This window comes from Stenotrophomonas sp. TWI819 (assembly GCF_039673075.1).
GTDB lineage: Bacteria > Pseudomonadota > Gammaproteobacteria > Xanthomonadales > Xanthomonadaceae > Stenotrophomonas > Stenotrophomonas rhizophila_B.
The window spans coordinates 68,384-90,132 of sequence record NZ_JBDJKY010000004.1; the positions used below are offsets into that span (position 1 = coordinate 68,384).

General features: G+C 66.2%; 19 protein-coding genes and 1 tRNA gene. 10 read left to right on the forward strand and 10 right to left on the reverse strand.

Translation table 11 applies throughout. The features are described 5' to 3' along the window. Positions 1-88: 88 nt before the first annotated feature. The 3 genes from ABE463_RS06930 to ABE463_RS06940 all read left to right on the forward strand — a co-directional run bounded on the left by ABE463_RS06930 (position 89) and on the right by ABE463_RS06940 (position 7,963). On the forward strand, positions 89-3,448 hold the full coding sequence (locus ABE463_RS06930) for a TIM-barrel domain-containing protein (protein ID WP_346467651.1): 3,360 nt from the start codon (positions 89-91) through the stop codon (positions 3,446-3,448). A 133-nt stretch (positions 3,449-3,581) separates the two neighbouring features. After that, positions 3,582-6,554, forward strand: coding sequence for a TonB-dependent receptor (locus ABE463_RS06935; RefSeq protein WP_346467652.1), 2,973 nt, complete (start codon positions 3,582-3,584; stop codon positions 6,552-6,554). A 53-nt stretch (positions 6,555-6,607) separates the two neighbouring features. Next, positions 6,608-7,963: a Gfo/Idh/MocA family oxidoreductase gene (locus tag ABE463_RS06940; RefSeq protein ID WP_346467653.1), complete on the forward strand. Its 1,356-nt coding sequence runs from the start codon at positions 6,608-6,610 to the stop codon at positions 7,961-7,963. A 164-nt stretch (positions 7,964-8,127) separates the two neighbouring features. Here ABE463_RS06940 and ABE463_RS06945 read toward each other — a convergent pair whose 3' ends face one another. Continuing rightward, positions 8,128-8,559 (reverse strand): hypothetical protein, encoded by a 432-nt coding sequence (locus tag ABE463_RS06945; protein ID WP_346467654.1) that lies wholly within the window; start codon positions 8,557-8,559, stop codon positions 8,128-8,130. Between the two features lie 119 nt (positions 8,560-8,678). Further along, a tRNA-Arg gene (locus ABE463_RS06950) sits at positions 8,679-8,755 on the reverse strand. Between the two features lie 158 nt (positions 8,756-8,913). Here ABE463_RS06950 and ubiA point away from each other — a divergent pair. The 3 genes from ubiA to ABE463_RS06965 all read left to right on the forward strand — a co-directional run bounded on the left by ubiA (position 8,914) and on the right by ABE463_RS06965 (position 11,740). Continuing rightward, the gene (gene ubiA, locus ABE463_RS06955) at positions 8,914-9,807 is read left to right on the forward strand and encodes a 4-hydroxybenzoate octaprenyltransferase (RefSeq protein WP_346467655.1); all 894 of its coding nucleotides are present in this window, start codon (positions 8,914-8,916) and stop codon (positions 9,805-9,807) included. A gap of 97 nt (positions 9,808-9,904) precedes the next feature. Beyond that, a complete protein-coding gene (locus ABE463_RS06960; RefSeq protein WP_259262046.1) occupies positions 9,905-11,329 on the forward strand; it encodes a TIGR00366 family protein in 1,425 nt (474 codons plus the stop codon). A 267-nt stretch (positions 11,330-11,596) separates the two neighbouring features. Further along, the gene (locus ABE463_RS06965; RefSeq protein ID WP_346467656.1) at positions 11,597-11,740 is read left to right on the forward strand and encodes a hypothetical protein; all 144 of its coding nucleotides are present in this window, start codon (positions 11,597-11,599) and stop codon (positions 11,738-11,740) included. A gap of 64 nt (positions 11,741-11,804) precedes the next feature. On the opposite strand, the gene ABE463_RS06970 is transcribed toward ABE463_RS06965, so the two are convergent. Beyond that, positions 11,805-12,476 carry a VOC family protein gene (locus ABE463_RS06970; protein WP_346467806.1) on the reverse strand — a complete coding sequence of 224 codons (672 nt, stop codon included), beginning with the start codon at positions 12,474-12,476 and terminating at the stop codon, positions 11,805-11,807. Between the two features lie 197 nt (positions 12,477-12,673). On the opposite strand from ABE463_RS06970, the gene ABE463_RS06975 reads away from it, so the two are divergent. Beyond that, positions 12,674-13,624, forward strand: coding sequence for a glutathione S-transferase family protein (locus ABE463_RS06975; protein ID WP_346467657.1), 951 nt, complete (start codon positions 12,674-12,676; stop codon positions 13,622-13,624). 16 nt (positions 13,625-13,640) lie between these two features. Here ABE463_RS06975 and ABE463_RS06980 read toward each other — a convergent pair whose 3' ends face one another. The 3 genes from ABE463_RS06980 to ABE463_RS06990 form a co-directional block, all read right to left on the reverse strand. Then, positions 13,641-14,087: a YcxB family protein gene (locus tag ABE463_RS06980; protein WP_346467658.1), complete on the reverse strand. Its 447-nt coding sequence runs from the start codon at positions 14,085-14,087 to the stop codon at positions 13,641-13,643. Between the two features lie 42 nt (positions 14,088-14,129). Next, positions 14,130-14,834 (reverse strand): hypothetical protein, encoded by a 705-nt coding sequence (locus ABE463_RS06985; RefSeq protein ID WP_346467659.1) that lies wholly within the window; start codon positions 14,832-14,834, stop codon positions 14,130-14,132. Positions 14,835-15,061: 227 nt separating this feature from the next. Then, positions 15,062-16,564, reverse strand: a complete 1,503-nt coding sequence (locus ABE463_RS06990; protein ID WP_346467660.1) for a YifB family Mg chelatase-like AAA ATPase — start codon at positions 16,562-16,564, stop codon at positions 15,062-15,064. 159 nt (positions 16,565-16,723) lie between these two features. On the opposite strand from ABE463_RS06990, the gene yidA reads away from it, so the two are divergent. Beyond that, the gene (yidA, locus tag ABE463_RS06995) at positions 16,724-17,563 is read left to right on the forward strand and encodes a sugar-phosphatase (RefSeq protein ID WP_346467661.1); all 840 of its coding nucleotides are present in this window, start codon (positions 16,724-16,726) and stop codon (positions 17,561-17,563) included. Positions 17,564-17,572: 9 nt separating this feature from the next. Here the strand turns inward: yidA and ABE463_RS07000 are convergent, their stop codons facing one another. Both ABE463_RS07000 and ABE463_RS07005 read right to left on the reverse strand, forming a co-directional pair. Further along, on the reverse strand, positions 17,573-17,977 hold the full coding sequence (locus ABE463_RS07000) for a hypothetical protein (RefSeq protein WP_346467662.1): 405 nt from the start codon (positions 17,975-17,977) through the stop codon (positions 17,573-17,575). A gap of 67 nt (positions 17,978-18,044) precedes the next feature. After that, complete coding sequence (locus ABE463_RS07005; protein ID WP_346467663.1) at positions 18,045-18,305, reverse strand: accessory factor UbiK family protein; 261 nt, start codon at positions 18,303-18,305, stop codon at positions 18,045-18,047. 126 nt (positions 18,306-18,431) lie between these two features. On the opposite strand from ABE463_RS07005, the gene ABE463_RS07010 reads away from it, so the two are divergent. Continuing rightward, positions 18,432-18,770: a P-II family nitrogen regulator gene (locus ABE463_RS07010; RefSeq protein WP_070472404.1), complete on the forward strand. Its 339-nt coding sequence runs from the start codon at positions 18,432-18,434 to the stop codon at positions 18,768-18,770. Between the two features lie 31 nt (positions 18,771-18,801). On the opposite strand, the gene ABE463_RS07015 is transcribed toward ABE463_RS07010, so the two are convergent. After that, positions 18,802-19,455 carry an RIO1 family regulatory kinase/ATPase gene (locus ABE463_RS07015; protein WP_121040694.1) on the reverse strand — a complete coding sequence of 218 codons (654 nt, stop codon included), beginning with the start codon at positions 19,453-19,455 and terminating at the stop codon, positions 18,802-18,804. Positions 19,456-19,655: 200 nt separating this feature from the next. Continuing rightward, positions 19,656-20,612, reverse strand: a complete 957-nt coding sequence (locus tag ABE463_RS07020) for an alpha/beta hydrolase (RefSeq protein ID WP_346467664.1) — start codon at positions 20,610-20,612, stop codon at positions 19,656-19,658. A gap of 217 nt (positions 20,613-20,829) precedes the next feature. Here ABE463_RS07020 and ABE463_RS07025 point away from each other — a divergent pair, with 217 nt between their 5' ends. Next, entirely contained in the window at positions 20,830-21,735 is a 906-nt protein-coding gene (locus ABE463_RS07025) for an aspartyl/asparaginyl beta-hydroxylase domain-containing protein (protein ID WP_346467665.1), read from the forward strand. Positions 21,736-21,749 lie beyond the last annotated feature (14 nt).

Sequence of the window (21,749 nt, forward strand, 5' to 3'; positions counted from 1 at the left end):
TTGCAATTTGTTGACACCTTTCGAGACCCTGCCCTAGAGTCGGCCGCACTGGTTTCAGTTTCCCGCTGACCGCGGGCTTGGGGGCAAGGTGGACTTCCGGTTTCGACGCACTGGTCTGACGATCGCACTGCTCACCGCAGTGGCTCTGGCTGCCACTGCCAACGCCGCGCCGGTGGGCAACCTGCGTGCGATCAGCGCCACCCCCGCCAACGACGGCACCGCCGGCTGGACACTCAGCACGGATACCGGCGCCACGCTGCGCGTGGAGTTGCTGCGCGATGACGTGCTGCGTGTGCGCGCCGGCCGCAACGGCACGCTGACCGATGCCGGCGACAAGGCTGCCCCGATCGTGCTGCCGCAGCCGGCCGCGACGGTCGCCTTCGAGGTGGAAGAAGAGGCCAACGAGGTGCGCATCCGCACCGATGCGCTGGTGCTGCACATCCAGCGCCAGCCACTGCGCCTGTCGCTGGTGCGCCGCGAGGGCGACCGCGATGTCGCGCTGTGGCGTGAACTGCAGCCGCTGGACCTGGACAAGGACCAGAGCGTGCAGGTGCTCTCCAGCGAAGGCGATGAGCACTTCTACGGCGGCGGCCAGCAGAACGGTCGCTTCGAGTTCAAGGGCCGCGAACTGGAGGTCTCGTATTCCGGTGGCTGGGAAGAAGGCGATCGCCCCAACCCGGCGCCGATGCTGCTGAGCTCGCGCGGCTGGGGCATGCTGCGCAACACGTGGAGCGACGGCACCTATGATCTGCGCCAGGCCGACCAGGCCACGCTGCTGCACCGCGAAGACCGCTTCGACGCGTACTACTTCGTCGGGCCCAGCCTGCATACGCTGCTGGACCGCTACACCACCCTGACCGGTCGCGCCGGTCTGCTGCCGCGCTGGGCGTTCTCCTATGGCGACGCCGACTGCTACAACGATGGCGACAACATCAAGAAGCCCGGCAGCGTGCCCGAAGGCTGGAGCGACGGCCCGACCGGCACTACGCCGGATGTCGTCGACAGCGTGGCCCGGCAGTACCGCGACCACGACATGCCTGGCGGCTGGATCCTGCCCAACGATGGCTACGGTTGCGGCTACAAGAACTTGCCCGAGACCGTGCAGGGCCTGGCGAAGTATGGCTTCAAGACCGGCCTGTGGACCGAGAACGGCGTCGACAAGATCGCCTGGGAAGTCGGTACTGCCGGCAGCCGCGTGCAGAAGCTGGACGTGGCCTGGACCGGCAAGGGCTATCAGTTCGCGATGGATGCCAACCAGTCCGCGTTCAACGGCATCCTGAACAATTCCGACTCGCGCCCGTTCCTGTGGACGGTGATGGGCTGGGGCGGCATCCAGCGCTACGCGGTGGCCTGGACCGGCGACCAGAGCAGCAGCTGGGATTACATCCGCTGGCACATCCCGACCCTGATCGGCTCGGGCCTGTCCGGCATGGCCTACGCCAGTGGCGATGTGGACGCGATCTTCGGCGGCAGCGCCGAGACCTTCACCCGTGACCTGCAGTGGAAGAGCTTCACCCCTGTGCTGATGGGCATGTCCGGCTGGTCCGGCAACGCGCGCAAGCACCCGTGGTGGTTCGATGAGCCGTACCGCAGCGTCAACCGCGATTACCTCAAGCTGAAAATGCGCATGACCCCGTACATGTACGGGCTGGCGCATGACGCGGCGACCACCGGTGCCCCGCTGCTGCGCGCGCTGATGTGGGATTACCCGCAGGACCCGCAGGCCTATACCGAGGCGCACAAGTACCAGTTCCTGCTCGGCCGCGAGCTGCTGATCGCGCCGGTGTACCGCAGCCAGGCCGCCAGCCGTGGCTGGCGCCGCGACATCCACCTGCCGCAGGGCCGCTGGATCGACTACTGGGATGGCCGCCAGTTGGCCGCCGGTGCCGAGGGACGTTCGCTGGATCGCGCGGTCGATCTGGCCACGATCCCGGTGTTCGTGCGCGCCGGGGCGATCATCCCGATGTATCCGGCGATGCTCTACGACGGTGAGAAGCCGCTGGATGAAGTGACCTTCGATCTGTACCCGCAGGGTACCTCGCAGTACACGCTGTACGAAGATGATGGCGCCACCCGCCGCTATGAGAAAGGTGAATCGAGCACGCAGGCGATCACGGTGCAGGCCCCGGCGCAGGGCACTGGCCAGGTGCAGGTGCGCATCGAGGCGGTGCAGGGCCAGTACGCCGGCCAGCTGCCGCAGCGCCGTTATGCGCTGCGCGTGCTAAGCCGCCAGCGCCCGGAGGCCGTGACGCTCGACGGCCGCGCGCTGCCGATGCTGGCCGACCCGGCGGCGTGGCAGGCCGCGGGCGAGGGCTGGTACTTCGATGCGGCCGAGCGCCGCGGCACCCTGCACGTGCGCACTGCACCGACCGACATCCGCCAGCCGCTCGCGCTGCAGCTGGAGCTGCCGATCGCCGCCGCACCGGCCGACGATGCTTTCCCGGCCGCGCCGGAACTGGGCCGCGCGCTGCCCTCCGACAGCCTGCTGGTGGTCAACCGCCCGGCCGAGGAGCAGGGCTACGAGATGGAGAAGGCCTTCGACGATGACCCGGCCACGTGGTTCCGCACCGTGCGCAACCAGGCGGTCAAGACCGGTGCGCACGAGTGGGTGCTCGGCTTCGGCGAACGCAAGCTGATCGACGGCATCGAACTGGCGCCGCGCAACGACCAGCACTGGAAGAGCGGGCAGATCCGCGATTACGAAATCTACATGGCCGACAGCAACGGCGAATGGGGTGAGCCGATCAAGCGCGGCCGCCTGACCCTGCAGCAAGGCATGCAGCAGATCGACTTCCCCGCCCATGCCGGCCGCCTGCTGCGCTTCCGCGTGCTGAGTACGCAGAACCCGGAAGGCGACGGTGCCAGCGGTGCCGACCCGATGGTCACCGCAGCGCAGGGCAGCATCGCGCGTGAGGTGGATGCGCTGCAGCCCCGCGATGTCGGCCCGATCGTGCTGTCCACCTTCCATGTGCTGGAGCATCCGCAACCGGAAGGCCCGGCGCAGCAGTTGTATCTGTCCGCGCTGGCGCTGCCGGCGCCGTTGAAGACCAGCGTCGCGGCCGACCACGCCTTCGGTGGGCAGGCGGAGATGCGTATGAACGGGCTGCATTTCCGCCGCGGCCTGGGCGTCAACGCCAGCAGCCGGATCGATCTGCAGCTGGGCGGCGGCTGGCGCCTGCTGCGCGCCGACCTGGGGATCGATGATCGGTGCCGCACCGCCGGCGGCATGCAGTTCCAGGTGTGGGGTGACGGTCGGCTGCTGTACGACAGCGGCCTGGTCACCGCACCCGGCGTGGTCAAACCGGAGCTGGACGTGCGCGGCCTGCAGCGGCTGAGCCTGCGCACGCTCGGGGCGCAGGGCGATCACCCCGCGCAGGTCTGTGGCAACTGGGCCAATGCCGCCCTGATCGGACAGGAGGGCGATACCGCCAGCATCGTGTCGCCGTAACCGAACCGCCCGTCGAACCACCGCTCTCTCCCGTTTCCCGTCTGCGGCCGTCTGGCCGCGGCACGGGGGACGTTTGCCCGAAAACACCCATCCACCGCCAGCCCCACGCTGCGGATCGAACAAGGAGCCAAAGATGTTGACCGAACGCCATCGCCATCGCCGCATCACCGCCACCCCCTTGTCCATCGCACTCGGCCTGGCCGTTGCGGTGGTCGGCAGTGCCAGCGCCCAGGACGCAACGCCGGATACGAAAGCCACCGAGCTGTCGCGCATCGAGGTGACCGGCTCCAACATCCGCCGCAGTGATGTGGAAACCGCCTCGCCGGTGCAGGTGATCAGCAAGCAGGACATCGAGAACATGGGCGCGCGCACCCTGTTGCAGGTGCTCGACAATCTGCCCGCCGCGCGGCCGGGCCAGCAGGACTCGCGCTCGCTGTTCACCGGTTCGGATGGTGCCTCGCAGGCCAACCTGCGTGGCCTCGGCGCACAGGGCACGCTGGTGCTGCTCAATGGCCGCCGTCTGTCCTACTACGGCGCGCCGGCCGGCTTCCAGACCCAGTTCGTCAACATCGATGCGATCCCTGCCGCAGCGATCGAACGCATGGAAGTGCTGACCGACGGCGCCTCGGCGGTCTATGGCACCGACGCGGTGGCCGGCGTGATCAACGTGATCACCAAACGCTCCTACCAGGGCGCGGAGATCAACCTCACCACGGATAAATCCTCGCGGATCAGCTCCTACGGCGAGCACCAGGGCAGCATCACCGCCGGCTTCGGCGATCTGGATGAAGACCGCTACAACGTCTACGCCTCGGTCAACCTGTACCGGCGCGATGCGATCCCGCTGAGCGACTTCTACGACAAGCGGCCCGACCAGTACTACGTCAACAACCCCAACTACCTGCCCAACCTGCGCCTGGGGACCGGCAGCAAGCCGGGCGAGTTCAATCCGGGCAGCTACTTCGCGTTCGATCCGGTCACCGGCCGCCGCGTGCAGGAAGCGGCGCCAGGCTGCAACAACGTACTCACCAGCGAAGCGGCCGGCCCGCGCTGTATCTGGGAGACGTGGATGAACAACGAGATCGACGCCGGCGCCAAGTCCGAGCGGAACACTGCGTATGTAAACGCCCACTTCCTGATCGGCGACAGCACCGAAGCCTTCGCCGAAGCGACCTACACCGACATCGACCTGACCGCCAACGGCGGTACGCCGCGTGCCTACGGCACCACCACCGGCAACCCGACCAGCTGGTTCTCGCGCAACACCGGCACCACGGTCAACCAGTTCCTGTATCCCTACCTGGGCCCGAACAACGAATACAACAACGCCTCACCCGAACTGAAGGCACTGATGGGCGGCGTGGTCGGCCTGCAGTATCTGCTGCAGGATGTGGGTGCCAACCACTTCGGCCAGCGCAACACCGACCAGAGCTACCGCGTGGTGGCCGGAATGCGCGGTGACATCGGCGACTGGAACTGGGAAACCGCCTTCGCCACCGCCGGCAGCCACTCGGTGACCTACCAGACCACCAACGTCAACCTGGCCGGCTTCGAGAAGGCCTTCGGCCCGTACGCCGTCGATCCGGGCACCGGCCGCGTGATCATTTCCGATCACCCGGCGTACAAATTCGGTGAGATCAGCGAGGCCAACGCCGCCCTGATCCGTGAAGCATTCCCCACCTTCGACATCCAGTCCTGGACGCGCCTGCATACCCTGGACGGCAAGATCGAGGGCCCGCTGTTCCAGATGCCGGCCGGCGAAGTGCGTGCGGCCTTCGGCTTCAACGCCAGCCGCGAGACCTTCTACACGCCCGGCAACCCGGACGCGGCCAACGGCCTGATCACCCAGCAGGGTGGCTCGTGGTTCGACGGCAAGCGCAACACCTATGCGCTGTTCGCCGAGACGGTGGCGCCGCTCACCGAGAAGCTGGAACTGGACGCCGCACTGCGCGTGGACAAGTACCCGGACTTCAGCGCCAACCTGGCCCCTAAGATCGGCCTGAAGTACCAGATGTTCGATCAGCTGATGCTGCGCGGCACCTACTCCACCGGCTTCCGCGCCCCGAGCCTGGCCGAGTCCGGTAACGGCGGCGTGTTCGCCCAGCTGGGCGGCTACCGCGATGAGGTGCGCTGCAACGAGACCAACGCCATCGCCAACCTCCTGTTGCAGTCGCAGCGTGGCGGTGATGTCGACCTCGGTAAGACCCTGCTCAATACCGACTGCAGTCGCACCGTGGCGCGCATGACCCAGCCCAACCCGGATCTGAAGCCGGAGAAGGCCAAGATCACCACGCTGGGCTTTGTCTACGAGCCGACGCAGTGGTTGTCGGTGTCGGCCGATTACTGGTTCATCTACCGCAGCAATGAAATCGTCGCCCCGGATTTCACCCGCGACGAGGACATCATCACCTCGACCCGTTCGCCGATCACCGAAGGCGACCGCGCCAACCTGGCTGCCCTGGCGGCGATGTGTGCCGACCCGGCCAGCGGTGTCGCCTGTCCCGGTACGCTGCCCGGCTACAGCGTGGGCAACGTGGCCAGCGTGGTGGGCCAGTACAAGAACCGTGGCAAGACCCTGATCGACGGCTTCGACATCGATGCGCGCAGCCGCTTCTCGCTGGGCGAGTGGGGCAACCTCAACATCGGTGTGGCCGCCACCATCGCCAACCGCAACCGTTCCTACCTGGATGATGAAAGTGGCTGGTACTACGGCGACCTGGTCGGCTATTACAACAACCCGCGCCTGCGCGCCACGTTGAACGCGGACTGGAGCTACAGGCAGGTCACCACCAGTGTCTTCGTCAACTACGTGGGTGGCACCAAGTGGGCGCTGCAGCAGATCGACGAGGAGGACAACAACCCGCAGACCTGCACCGCCGGCTACCTGCCGGTGGAGCAGAGCAAGTGCGACGGCGCTCCGTCGTGGTGGACCGCCAACCTGAGCGTGGCCTGGCGTCCGGATGCGCACTGGAACGTCGGCTTCACCATCAAGAACCTGTTCGACCGTCTGCCGTTCTATGACCCGAACAGCTTCCTCGGCGATTCCAGCGATTACGCCACCATCTTCGGTCGCGGCTACAGTCTGACCGTCGGCTACAAATTCTGATGCATCCCTCGCGCCGGTCCTGGCCGGTGCGATCTTCACACGAGGTACTGTCCATGAAACGCAGAGAATTCATCGCCGCCAGCGCGGCCGTCGCCGCCACCAGCCTGCTGCCGAACACGCCTGCCTGGGCGCGCGGTCGCAAGGTACGGCTGGGCCTGATCGGCACCGGCATGCGCGGCCAGGTATTGTTGAAGGAACTGGTCCGCCGCGACGACGTGGACGTGGTCGCGCTGTGCGACATCGAGCCGATCATGCTCAAGCGCGGCATGGAGATGGTCGCCAAGGCCGGCAAGCCGGCGCCCAAGGCGTACGGCCAGGACGGCGACGTCAACGCCTGGAAGCGGCTGATCGAGCAGCGCGGCCTGGATGGCGTGGTCATCGCCACGCCCTGGGAATACCACGCGCCGATGGCGATCGCGGCCATGCAGGCCAAGGTCGCGGTGGGCTGCGAAGTGGTCGCCGGTATCACCCTGCAGGACCACTGGGACGTGCTCAAGACCCAGCTGTCCACCGGCACGCCGTACATGCTGCTGGAGAACGTCTGCTATCGCCGCGATGTGATGGCCGCGCTGCAGATGGTGCGCCAGGGACTGTTCGGGGAACTGGTGCACCTGCAGGGTGGCTACCAGCACGACCTGCGCGGGGTGAAGTTCAATTCCGGCGACCCCAGCCAGCCCTACGACAGCGGCGTGGAGTTCGGTGCCAAGGGCTGGTCCGAGGCACGCTGGCGCACCGAGCACTCGGTGCAGCGCAACGGTGAGCTGTACCCCAGCCACGGCATCGGCCCGTGCGCGATGTACACCGGCATCAATCGTGGCAACCGTTTCACCCACATCAACGCGTTTGCCAGCAAGGCACGTGGCCTGCACGAGTACACCGTGGCCAAGAGCGGCGGCACCACGCATCCGAGCACCAAGGTGGCCTTCAAGCTCGGCGACATCGTCACCACCACGCTGGCCTGCGAGAACGGCGAGACCATCCTGCTGCAGCACGACACCTCGCTGCCGCGGCCGTACTCGATGGGCTTCCGCGTGCAGGGCACCAAGGGCTTGTGGATGGATGTGAACCAGTCCATCCACATCGAAGGGCGCAGCCCGCCGCACAAGTGGGAGCCGTTCCAGGCCTACCAGGACCAGTACGAGCATCCGCTGTGGAAGCAGCACGCCGATACCGCTGCCAGCGCCGGCCACGGGGGCATGGACTGGTTCGTCATCCATGCCTTCGTGGAGGCTCTCAAGGCCAAGGCACCGATGCCGATCGACATCTACGACGCGGTCACCTGGAGCGCGATCACGCCGCTGTCCGAGCAGTCCATCGCCAACAGCTTCCAGACGCTGGAGTTCCCGGATTTCACCGCCGGGCTGTGGAAGCAGCGCAAGCCGATCTTCGCGTTTGATGGATCGTACTGATCAGCAGGTAGAGCCGACCGTTGGTCGGCTGCCGTCCCACAGCGCATCGGCTACGATCGGTGCGCACCATACCTACGCCATCCACCATCGCACTGTCACTCAGGCCCAGTGGCAGTTGCACTCGCATCATCGCCTGTCGGGTTGCCTGTTCAAACGTCGGCTCACTACCACCAGAACCACAACGCCTGAACGCCCTGTCCCACGCTGTAATCGCCTCGACCCGCGGCAATATCCACAACGCCCTGTTCAAGCGCGCCCGTCGCGGCCTTTCCCAGGCGCAGCGTGGCACGCGCGCCGTCCACATCCCACTGCCAGAACGCGACATCCTCATCCACCGTCAGCCGTAACGTTGCCGGGGCGTCCCAACGCGCATCGCGGTTGTTCGGCACGGCCAGCTGCGCTGGGCTGGGTGGAGAGAGCTGCAGCGTCCGTGTCGCGCCCGGACCGTCCAGCGCCAGCGCATCCAACAACGCCAGCATCGACGCGCAGCCGGCGGCATCGGCGCCGATGTGCCAGCCCGGATAGTTGCGCAGGTTGTCCAGATAACGCCAGAGCGACACGGTGCCGTGTTGTTGCCACGCATGGGATCGTTTCATGGCCGAAGTGTCCCAGAAACGCGGGCGGTCCACGCTGGGCTGCAGGTATCGCAATGGCTGCGACGCAGGGCAGGGTTCTGGACGTTCAGGGGGCGTGGCGATGGGCCACAAGGCAAGGATGGTGCGCCCGGAGGGATTCGAACCCCCGACCAATGGCTTCGGAAGCCACTACTCTATCCGGCTGAGCTACGAGCGCGTTGTGTCCTGCGTCCCGCCGGGCCGCCTGATGGGGCCACGGACCGCCAAAGCGGCGCGGGAGGAGCATTCTATCCGTAAACGCCGCGCAGGTCTGCCCCCTGTACCGATGCGCGGGGCGGCGGCGCGCCCGACCAGCCCAGGCGGTATCCTTTACCGATGGCTTACGAACGTTTTGAAGCGCCCGAGGCGGCGCCCCCGTCGCGCTGGCGGCACTACTGGAAACTGATGCGCGCCGACCGCCCGATCGGCACCCTGCTGCTGCTCTGGCCCACCTGGTGGGCGCTGTGGCTGGCCTCCGGCGGGCTGCCGCCGCTGTGGACGCTGTTCGTGTTCACCGCCGGCGTCTGGCTGACCCGCTCGGCCGGCTGCGTGATCAACGATTACGCCGACCGCTGGCTGGACCCGCACGTCAAGCGCACCAAGGACCGCCCGCTGGCCAGCGGGGCCGTGTCCGGCCGTGAAGCGCTGGCGCTGTTCGCCGGGTTGATGATCGTCGCCTTCGCCCTGGTGCTGACCCTGAACTGGCTGACCATCGGCATGAGCTTCATCGGTGTGTTCCTGGCCGCCAGCTACCCCTACCTCAAGCGCTACACCCACCTGCCGCAGGTCTACCTCGGCATGGCCTTCGGCTGGGGCATCCCGATGGCCTTCGCCGCGGTGCAGGGCGAGGTGCCGGTGATCGGCTGGCTGCTGTATGGCGCCAACATCCTGTGGTCCACCGCGTATGACACCTGGTACGCCATGGTCGACCGCGATGACGACCTGAAGATGGGTTCGCATTCCACCGCGATCCTGTTCGGGGATCTGGACCTGGTCATCCAGGGCATTCTCTATGCGCTGTTCCTGGGCACGATGGCGCTGGTCGGCCTGCGCGCCGGGCTGGGCGTCTATTACGGCCTCGGCGTGGGCGTGGCCGGCGGCCTGATCGCCTACGAGTTCTGGATCGCCCGCAAGCGCGAGCGCGACCCGTGCTTCAAGGCCTTCCTGCACAACAACTGGGTCGGCGCCGCGCTGTTCGCCGGCATCGCGGTATCGCTGGCGCTGCGCTGAGGGCACCCGACCCACCCACTACGACCATTAGGCGACTGACAGCGCTGCGGCCAGCGCCCAGAATCCCTCCCATCGAATGATCGGGGAGGGCGGGGCAATGAGCACATCGACGGTGGTGCAGGACGGCTGGATGGCGCGCGCGGCACTGCGCTCGGCCGCCTGGGCGGAAAAATGGTTCCCCGATGCCTATGTGTTCGCGGTGCTCGGCGTCGTCATCGTCGCGGCCGCCGCGATGGGCTTCGGTGCGACCCCGCAGGCCACCGCCACCGCCTTCGGCGAGGGCTTCTGGAGCCTGATCCCCTTCACCATGCAGATGGCCTTCGTGGTCATCGGTGGCTATGCGGTCGCCACCGCACCGATCGTGGCGCGCTTCATCGAGCTGCTGGCCCGTGTGCCCAAGACCGGCCGTGGCGCGGTGGTCTATGTGGGGCTGATCAGCATGCTGGCCTCGCTGCTCAGCTGGGGCTTCTCGCTGGTGTTCGGCGGGCTGCTGGTCCGCGCGCTGGCCCGTCGTGAATCACTCAACATGGACTACCGCGCCGCCGGTGCCTCGGCCTACCTCGGCCTCGGCGCGGTCTGGGCGATGGGCCTGAGCTCCTCGGCCGCCCAGCTGCAGGCCAACCCGGCCAGCATGCCGCCCGGCCTGGTCGAGATCACCGGCGTGCTGCCTTTCACCGAGACCATCTTCCTGTGGCAGTCGATCGCGCTGACATCCGCGCTGATCCTGGTGTCGCTGCTGATTGCCTGGCTCACCGCACCCGGCGCCGCCACCGCGCGCACCGCCAAGGACTTCGAAGGCGCCGCCCGCGCCGAGGCCGAGCCGCTGCAGCCGCGCACCCGCCCCGGCGAGTGGCTGGAGTACAGCCCGCTGCTGACCGTGCTGCTCTCGCTGCTCGCCTTCGGCTGGCTGTTCGGCGAGTTCGCCAGCAAGCCGGTGGTCACCGCCATCGCCAACCTCAACACCTACAACTTCCTGTTCATCTCGCTCGGCCTGCTGCTGCACTGGCGCCCGCGCAGCTTCCTCAACGCGGTGGCCAAGGCCGTCCCCAGCACCACCGGCGTGTTGATCCAGTTCCCGCTGTACGGCGGCATCGCGATGATCCTCACCCACGCCACCGGCAGTGGCGATGAGACCCTCGCCCATCGTCTCTCCACGTTGTTCGTGCACATCGCCACCACCGACACCTTCGCGCTGGTGATGGGTGTCTACTCGGCGGTGCTCGGCTTCTTCGTGCCCTCCGGCGGCGGCAAGTGGATCATCGAAGCGCCGTACGTGATGCAGGCGGCCAACGAACTCAAGGCCCACCTGGGCTGGGCGGTACAGGTCTACAACGCCGCCGAGGCGCTGCCGAACCTGATCAACCCGTTCTGGATGCTGCCGCTGCTGGGGGTGCTCGGCCTGAAGGCGCGCGACATCGTCGGCTTTACCTTCATCCAGTTGCTGGTGCACATTCCGCTGGTGCTGGGCCTGCTGTGGCTGCTCGGCATGACGCTCACCTATGTGCCACCGGTGATGCCGTGATCGTCATCTGCGCGTCATCTCCATGCGCAGGCTGGAAGATGCCCTGTTCAGTGGCGCGTCGAGGGGTTTGCAAGGCAGTGGAATAAGGGAATTCGAACCGTTCATATGCAGGGTAACGCCTACTGCTGCATGGGCCCCGACACCGCGGAAGACGTCGGCGCGGATGCGTTGACGTGTTCGTATGCAAACCCCCACACGTCGTTAACCTGCCGCTGAAGAGGATGGCCCCGACCGCGACATTCCGTTTGCGGCAACCGGAGAATCGAGATGGCTCAGCAGAACCAGCAGAACCCGAATCAGCGCGGTGAGCAGGCCGAACGCGGTCGCGACCAGCAGCAGCAACAGCAGCAGGAACAGCAGCAGCGCAACCAGAACCAGCAGCAGGGCGGCCAGCAGGACGAGGAAGAGTGAGCCCAGCTGGCTGTTGTGTGAACTGAAGCCCCGCTCCGGCGGGGCTTCGTTCGTCCGGGCCTGCTCAGGCCGAGCGCAGGTGCCAGCCCAGTGCTGCGTCTTCGACCACCGCACCCGGCACCACGTCATGCAGCACCACGTGGATGCCGCGCGCATTCGGCAGCACTTTCTGCTCGGGGAACCAGCGGCGCGTGGCATCGACCACGATCAACAGGCCTTCGTCATCGCCGAGGGGTGCGAAGTGCGGTGTCGGCTGTGACAACGGCACCAGCCCGAAGGCGTTCTGTGCTTTTGCCTGCACCTCGCCCACGTCTTCAGCGGGCAGGCCAACCTCACTGATGCAGGTCATCTCGCTGCCATGAAACTCCCCCTGACGCGCGCCGGCAGGCAGGCGCCGCCGCGCGATCAACTCCAGGATCAGGCCGTCCGGCCCGGTGAAGTAGATCGACTCCGAATCCCAGCGGCCATCGAAGGTGAAGTGGTCATGGCCTTTCAGATCGCGCTGCAGAGTGGCGCGTGCTTTGAGCCAGTCGGTGGCCGCTTCGAAGCGATTGGCCGGTACGTTGAACGCCAGGTGCACACCGCCGACCGGGTTCGATCCTGCGGGTTGCAGCTGCAGGGTGCTCCAGCCGATACGCACGGCCGCCTCGTCTATCGGCAACTGAAGCTCATCGCGGAAGTACGCCACCGTGGCGGCGACATCGGACACGGGAAGGTCGATCTGGTGGATACGCATGATGGTGTAAGTCTCACGTAGATACATGGACATTCTGCCGCACGTGCGTGTGTCTCAATGATGAACCCGATGCACCACAGGCCGATTGCGGCCACCCATCACCGGGCATTGCAGCTGCATTTGCTACAACGATGCATCGATGCCGAGACGCACCATCGGCACACACCACACACCACTATCACAGGAGTACTCCCGCGATGGGCATGCTGGTCGATGGAACATGGCAGGAAGGAACTGCAGGAGCCGCCGATGAGGACGGTCACTTCAAGCGCGAGGAGTCCACCTTCCGCGATTGGTTGAGCGCCGATGGCCGTGCGGGTCCGAACGGAGAGGCTGGCGTAAAAGCAGCGCCAGGGCGGTTCCGCCTGTATGTGAGTCTCGCCTGCCCGTGGGCACACCGCACGCTGATCGTGCGCGCGCTGAAAGGGCTGAAGGATCTGGTGCCCGTGTCGGTGGTGAACTGGCACATGGGGGATCAGGGCTGGACGTTTGAGCCCGGCCCGCAGGTGACGCCGGAGCCCGAACGCGGTGCACGCTATCTGCATGAGCTGTATGCGGCCGCCAAACCTGGGATGACCGGCAAGGTGACCGTGCCGGTGCTGTGGGATCGCGAGCGCGGGACGATCGTCAGCAATGAATCGGCGGATATCATCCGGATGTTCAACACCGCCTATGACGGGCTGGGCGCGAAAGCCGGTGACTTCTATCCGGCTGCATCGCGTGCTGAGATCGATGCGGTCAACGAACGCGTCTATGCCGCCGTCAACAACGGTGTGTATCAGGCGGGCTTTGCGTCAACGCAGCAGGCATACGAAGAGGCTGTTGGACCGTTGTTCGAGACGCTCAGCTGGTTGGACGAGCGACTGCAGCAACACGCGTGGCTGGTGGGTGATGCCATGACCGACGCCGATATCCGTCTGTTCACGACGTTGATCCGCTTTGACTCAGTGTACTACGTGCACTTCAAGTGCAACGTGCGGCGCATTGCGGATTTCCTTGGCCTGCATGCGTTCGTGGCGCGGATGATGGCGATTCCCGAGGTGGCGGATACGGTGAACTTCCAGCACATCAAGCATCACTATTACGGGAGCCATCGGCATCTCAATCCGTCGGGGATCGTGCCGGTGGGGCCGCAGCGGGCTTACTGACGTAGCTGCCAATCCGTCAGTGAGCTGGTTTGAGGATCACCACCGGCACAGATGCCAGCAGACGCTCAAACTGCTGGCGTTGCGCCGTGTCCATCTCCCGGAAAGGGATGGACATCGCGCCGCCCTCGACCAGTTCGATGAGATAAGCCGCCTGCAACCGCTGCACATGCTTTACCTGGTCCCACGTTCGAAAGGCAGTCCTGCCTTTGCTCGTGCGCGAGAGGCCAGCCGCACTGAAGACGAACGCACAGCGACCGACGCGGAGCATCTTCCAGGCAAAGATCGGCGGGACCATAGTGGCCAGGACGACCTTCTGCACGATCGGCCAGTTCCAGGGGCTGGCAGGATTGGTCTGCGCGTTCCCGGTCGCCATGTCCATCGCGATGACGTCATGCAGCAACTGCCGGTACTCCGAGAGCTGGTACGACACGTCGATCTCGATGCGTGAGCCAGCGTGCTGCATACATGCTCCTTGCATGTGCGTGGAAATCATCTCAACGGTGGGTCAGCGGCAGGTCTCGCTTGCGATACCTTTGGCAATAACTGCCGAAGCCTCGGCACAGCTCTGCTGAAGAAACTCGGTGACGGCATCGATTGTCACATCCAGTACGTCCTGCATCATGTCCTGGAGGTTTACGGCGATGAAGCTGGCGTTGTCGGCCATGGCCGCTATCACGCTGTATCGGGTACCGTAGATCGCCAGAAGGCCGGCTCTCTCTGCGATCTCACGTTGGCCGTTGAAGACATGCTCAGGATCGGTGTCCAAGCGCGGTGAGGCGTCGATTTCTCCCGCCAGCGCAACGCTGTGCGGGTTGATCGGGTGGCGATCGTCGCGCGCCATCCGGATCGCCCTGTCGACGTCCTTCAATGAGCTGCCCGCCATCTTCGCGCTTGCTGTTCGATCCTTGAGCGTGGCGGCCATGGCGAACAGATGCTCACCTGCAAGTCGACCGGCCAGCACGGCCTCTGCAAGAAAGCCGGCGCTTGAAAGAAGATCGACCGCTTTGGAGCTCGACAGTACCGCGTGCCAATGACGGAGCGCACTGCCATGGCCCATGTCGCTCAGCCACGTGGCCTGGCGGTTGAGTTCCTGCTCGGCATGCGTTATCCAGCCACGCAGGTCATCAATTGCTCGTGATCGCCCCATATACGTCCTTGAAACTCCAACTGTCCATGATTGATAAACCGGGTGACCGGGCCGGGTCGTCATGCCTATGAAACATCTGACCCGGCGCGCCTCTCGCTGTGCGCATCGCCCACGGTGTGACGCCGAGTCGCCTGTCGGCTGGTGTTGAATGCGTCAGCGGGGAGGCGCGAGCGCGGATAGTAAGTCAGGCGATAACACTTTCCAACCGTGCCAGCCGTTGAGGCGATACTCGGCACTGACGACGGTTCTGCTGGTTGGCTGGAGATTCTGCGGTCACGGAGGCATTCGCATTACACGCCACCACCCCGATCCAACTGCCGATACCCGATCGCCTCCGCCACATGCGCGGTCTTGATCTCCTCCGCGTGCCCCAGATCCGCCAACGTCCGCGCCACCCGCAGGATGCGATGCATCGAGCGCGCCGACAGCTGCAAGCGTTCCACAGCATCCTCCAGCAATTGCTGATCCTCCGGTGACAACCGGCAATGCTCACTCAGCTCGAACGGAAGCAGCTGTGCATTGGCCTTGCCACTTCGCAGCAGCTGCACTTCCCGCGCGGCCACCACACGGGCACGAACACTCGCGCTGTCCTCGCCGAGCGGGGCGTCATCACGCAGCTCGCGCGGGTCCAGCCGCGGCACTTCCACATGCAGATCGATGCGGTCCATCAACGGCCCGGAAACCCGCCCGCGGTAGCGACGGATGACCTCCTCGGTGCAGAGACAGCGCCCGCTGCGATCCCCGGCCCAGCCACAGGGGCAGGGGTTCATCGCCGCAACGAGCTGAAACCGCGCAGGAAAACGCTCGGTACGCGCCGCACGGCTGACGACGGCAACCCCGGATTCGATCGGCTCGCGCATGACTTCCAGCGCGTGTCGACTCCACTCCGGTAGTTCATCCAGGAACAAGACGCCGTTGTGTGCCAGCGATATCTCGCCAGGGCGAGGATGTGAGCCGCCCCCGATAAGCGCGACGGCGCTGGCTGTGTGGTGCGGCGCTCTGTAGGGCCGCTGCCGCCAGCGCCCCGCATCAATGCCCTGGCCGCTGCACGACGCGATGGTTGCCGCTTCCAGTGCTTCAAGCTCGCTGGCCGCGGGCAGGATGCCGGGCAGGCGCGAGGCCAGCAGGGTCTTGCCGCAGCCGGGCGTGCCGAGCAGCAACAGGTGATGCCCGCCGGCCGCCGCGACCTCCAGCGCGCGGCGCGCCTGCAGCTGGCCGCGCACGTCGCGCAGGTCGGGAATGCCGGCCGGCAGTGGGTCAGCCGCCACGGCCGGAGGCAGCGTGCCGCTTTCAAGGGCGCTGCAGACCTCCAGCAGGGTGCGGGCGACGCGTACGTCGGCGTGCTGGGCCAGCGCGGCTTCCTCGCTGTTCGCAGCGGCCACGATGAGGCTGCGGCCGTCCCGGGCGGCAGCGATCGCCGCAGGGAGGACGCCGTCGACACCGCGCAGTTCGCCGGTCAGGGCCAGTTCGCCGAGGAACTCGTACTTGTCCAGGGACCGCGCATCGATCTGACCGCTGGCGGCGAGAATGCCAAGTGCGATGGCCAGATCGAATCGCCCGCCCTCCTTGGGCAGATCGGCCGGGGCCAGGTTGATGGTGATGCGCCGCTGCGGAAACTCGAACCGCGCGCAGATCAACGCGGCACGCACGCGGTCACGCGATTCCCGCACGGCGGCGGCAGGCAGCCCCACGATCTGGGTATGCGGCAACCCGCCGGACAGGAATACCTCGATCCGTACGGCCGGCGCTTTGACGCCGGCGCGGGCACGGCTGTGCACCAGCGCAAGGCTCATGCGGTTGTTTCCGGGGTCTGCGGCATGCCGAGCACAATGGCAGCACACGTAGCGCCCGATCCATCAGCACTTGCCGTGCCGTGGAGTAGGCAATCGCCGCCCCCGTGTCCGGCACTGCCGCTAGACTGGATGCCCCCACGCACCACGCCGTCGAACACCATGGATATGCACCACCGCTCCGGCCCCATCGAACTGGTCGCCATCGATATGGACGGGACCCTGCTTGATCCGTCCCACACGCTCACGCCCCGGGTGATGCAGACCATCGCCCGCGCCCGCGCGCAGGGCGTCCAGGTGGTGCTGGCCAGCGGCCGTCCGGTGTCGGGGATGGCGCCGTTCCTGCAGCAGTTGGGGATCGAGAGCGAGCAGGACTATTGCATCGCCTGCAATGGCGCGGTGGTGCAGAACATCGGCAGCGGCCAGCGCGTCATCGAGTTTCCGCTGAGTTTCGAGGACTTCGTGTTCTGCGAGCGGATCTCACGCGAACTCGGTATCCACTTCCAGGCGCTCGATGGCCGGCGCATGTATACGCCCAACCAGGACATCAGCCACTACACAGTGGCCGATTCGCACCTGTCGAACGTGCCGCTGTCGTATCGCCGGGTGGCGGATATGGACCCGGCCATGCAGTTCATCAAACTGATGATGATCGATGAGCCGGACGTGCTGGATGCCGCCATCCAGCGCCTGCCGTCGGAGCTGACCGACCGCTTCGCAGTGCTCAAGAGCGCGCCGTTTTTCCTGGAAGTGTTCGATCACCGCGCCGGCAAGGGGCCGAGCCTGGAGAAGCTGGCCGCGCATCTGGGCGTGGACCGCGCCAACGTGATGGCGGTCGGCGATCAGGAGAACGACCTGACCATGCTGCAGTTCGCCGGCACCAGTGTCGCCATGGGCAACGCGATTCCGGCGGTGAAGCAGACGGCGCGTTTCGAGACGGCGACCAACGCCGAAGATGGCGTGGCGCTGGCGATCGAGCGGTTCGTGCTGCAGGACGTGTAATCGTGCGCGTTAATCGCCTGCGCCGCTGCAGCGCGGCTTTGCGCGGGACCAAGGTAACGCCATCATCAGTGCAAACACCAGCAGGGTCGGCAGGGTGAAGACCCACATCTCCCCGGTACCCTTGCCTGCGCCGATGGCGAGCAGGCCGAGCGCACCCAGCTTCAGTTCGCTGATGGACGTCAGGTTGAACGCCAGGACAGGTATGCAGGCGATGAATGGAGCAGGCAGAACACCATGGCCTGCGACAATCAATGTCGGTGCGAGCAGGGCAGCCAACCCGGAGAACACGATGCGGTAGGCGTTGCGCGAGCGCACACCGTCAATACGCATGAACCGCATCAGGCACAGTGCGACGATCACCGCCGCGAGGCAGGCACCGGCGATAGCCAGCATCTGGGAACCTTGTTCACTCATTCAGACATCCTTGTCGCATCGTGGATGGAGGGCAGCCGCTGCCGCCTCCGCAGATCCTGGTGTTGCCTCACTCGCGGGGCGCAGCCGCTCCACGCGCTTCCAGCTCGGCCACCGCCTTCTCCAGCGCCTCCAGCTTCTCGCGGGTGCGCAGCAGCACGGCACGCTGCACGTCGAACTCCTCGCGGGTCACCAGGTCCAGCTTGCCCAGCCCGGCCTGCAGCGCGGTCTTGAAGGTGGCCTGCAGTTCTTCGCGCGACTGGCGCAGGCCCGGTGGGACCATGTCGCTCAGGCGGCGGGCGAGGTCATCGAGGTGGTTGAGGTCGATCATGCTGCGGCTCCGCGGGGTATACGCCAAGGATAAGCCGCCACGCTGCCGGCGGCACGGACCGCGCGCATCGCGTTCACCGGCGGACAGGCGTTATCCTCGCAGCCTGGAACACAGGAGTGCAGACGGATGAAGATGGTCATGGCGGTGGTCAAGCCGTTCAAGCTCGACGACGTGCGCGAAGCACTGGCCGAGCGCGGCGTCACTGGGATCACGGTCACCGAGGTCAAGGGCTTCGGGCGGCAGAAAGGCCACACCGAGCTTTACCGCGGGGCGGAGTATGTGGTCGATTTCCTGCCCAAGGTGAAGATCGAAGTGGCCGTCGTCGACAATCAGGTCGAGGAGGTGGTGGAAGCCATCGTCAAAGCCGCCGGCACCGGCAAGATCGGCGACGGCAAGGTCTTCGTGTACGACCTGGGCAGCGTGGTGCGCATCCGCACCGGTGAGCTGGACGCCGACGCGCTGTAACCCGCGCCGGCTTTCCCGGTGGCACCCTCGATCAGGCGTGGCCCTTGAACCAGCGGTAGAAGCGCTTCCAGGCCACGCGCACGCCGGCCACCCAGCGCGGGTCGGCCACCTGGGCCGCCTCGGAGGCGCTGGGACGCTCGCCGGTCAGGCGCTGGCGCATCTTCAGCAGGTTCTTCATGTCGCTGCGGCGCAGCTGGCGTGAGACCGGGTGCACCGGCAGCCAGCGCGGGCTGCGCCAGGCCGAGGTGAAGTCCACCAGCACCGGTACGCCACCGCTGACCATCACGTTGGTGCCATGCAGATCGTTGTGGGTAATACCGGCGGCATGCAGGCGGGTGAGCGCGTACTGCAGCTGCTCGAACACCTCGATGCCGACCGACTGGGCCGCGCTCAGGGTCTGGCCGGGAATGAACTCCATGCCCAGCGCGAGGCCACCGATGGTGCCGAGCAGGGCCGGGGCGTGCTTCCAGCCGCTCAGGCGCTGCAGGATGCGCGCCTCGCGGCGGACCAGCAGGCGGGCGATCGGCGACAGCGGGGTGCCGCGATACCGGGTGTAATCCTTGACCACTGCGGGCTGGCCATTGAGGCAGGTCCGGTAGACGTCAGGTTCCAGGAGGCGTTCGCCGCGCTTGAGCAGTTCGGCGGGGGCGGTGTCATCGACACACGGGGCAACAATTGTGTTCATAGGGGTCTGTGCGACCCGGCGGTCGGCGCAATGCGTCAGGCGTACCGGTGCTGCTTACTGTGGGGAACTAAAGATTTCGTTAATTTTAGTACTCGCCAGTACACGAATCCAGATGATGTCGGAGAAATGTCGTCGCCCAGCGTGGAACAGTTCGTCACGCTGAAGCGGACAATCTTGTATCGTTTGGAATAATTTCGTTCTCAATCAGTTGCTTGGAGAGCGGGCGATTGAGCAACGCGTCGAAGGAACGGCAGGAGTGCGTCACGCAACTGGTCCAGGCCAGGCGGTTCGATCGGGAAGTGACCGCATGCTTCCAGCAGCACCCGCTGGCGCGGCGCGGCCAGCCGCTCGAAGAAGGGATCGCTGATCTGCACCGGCGTCCACGCGTCGCACGCGGGATGGACCATCAACACCGGGCAGCGGGTGAACTGCTCGGGCTCCACGGCTGGCGGGGTGTCGAACAAGGACGCGAGCAGGCCCAGCGGTACCCGGTTGCCGCCGCCCAGCGGATCGCGGCAGACCAGCGCCGACAGCGCGGGATCGCGTGACATCCGCTCCATGTGGGTGAACCAGCGCACCGGCACGCGCAGGCCGCGGGTCAGCCGGCTCACCGGGCGCAGGGCAGGCAGCAGCCGACGCATCCAGGGCTGCCGCACCAGTGCAGCCTGCACGTCGGGATCGCGCGGGTCGGCCAGGGTGGTGGCCACCAGACCGCGCACCCAAGGCGATTCGGCGGCGACCAGATAGGCCAGGTAGCCGCCGATGCTGGCACCGAGCAGGACGAAGGGGCGCGCGCGCTGTGCGTATTCGGCCTCGATGAGCGCCAGCAGGGTGCGCTTCCATGCCGCGTAGTCCACCTGTGACCAGGGCGCGGGGCTGAGCCCGTAGCCCGGCAGATCGGGGGCCAATACCTCATGGCCGGCCACCGCCAGGCGTTGTGCCAGTGGCGCAAACATGCGCCCGTAACCGCCGGCGCCATGCACCAGCACCACGCTCAGCGCGGCATCGGCCGGGCCATGGCGGTCCAATTGCAGCCCGCCGAGGGGACCTTCACTGCGCTCCGGACGTGGCGGCACAGCACCGGCCACCGGGTCGAAAAACCGTTGGTAGGCTTGGCTGAGTGCGGGATAGGGATCGGGGGCGGCAGGACCGTGCATCGGGACAGTCTAGGCGGTCCGTTCAGCCAAGCCGCGCTGAATGCCGCCCAGCCCGCGCTTGACCGCGACGCGGGCGCTGCCGACCATACGCTGTTGCTCGCGACATTGGCGGCCGCCCCACCCCGGCACGTCCCCGCCCATTGCCGCCGTATCGATGCCGGTGCCTGCCGTGCATCGCCCCCACTATTTCGGGTCCGGCCATGCCGGAGGAAGACTGATGATCAAGATCGTGCTGGCAGGGCTGTTCATTGCCTGCGTGCTGTACATCCATTACCGCGGCAAAGTGCGTGCACGCTGGTCGCGCCAGTTGCTGGACCACTCCAGCTTCATGGCCCCGATCAATGTGATCATGTACGCGTTTTCGAAGGTGCCGACCACGCCGTTTCTGGATCCGGGCAAGGAATTTCCGCAGCTCGAGCCGCTGCGCCAGAACTGGCAGATGATCCGCGACGAAGCGCTGGCCCTGCGCGATGCCGACAAGATCGCCGCCTCCAGCACCTTCAACGATGCCGGCTTCAACTCGTTCTTCCGCCGCGGCTGGAAGCGCTTCTACCTGAAGTGGTACGGCCCCTCGCACCCGTCGGCCAAGGCGCTGTGCCCGAAGACCACCGCGCTGCTGGAATCGCTGCCGGACGTGCGTGCGGCGATGTTCGCCCAGCTGCCCTCGGGCAGCGAACTGCGCCCGCACCGCGATCCCTTCGCCGGCTCGCTGCGTCTGCACCTGGGCCTGGCCACGCCGAACGACGATGGCTGCTACATCGTGGTGGATGGCATCAAGAAGAGCTGGCGTGATGGCGAGTGGATGATGTTCGATGAGACCTACATCCACCACGCGCACAACGAGACGCCGGACGACCGCGTGATCCTGTTCTGCGATATCGCCCGCCCGCTGCGCTTCGGCCTGCCGGGCCTGTTCAACCGCGCGGTGGCCTCCACGCTGCTGGCCGGTGGTGCTTCGCCGAACCTGCCGGGTGACCCGACCGGTGGCGTCAACAAGGCCTTCGGCAGCGTCTACAAGGTGCGCCTGAAGGCCAAGGCCCTGCGCGAGCGCAGCGTGGTCGCCTACCAGGTGATCAAGTGGGGCCTGGTGCTGGCCGTGATTGCCGGGATCTGGGCGATCTGAGGCCAGGGGTTCAT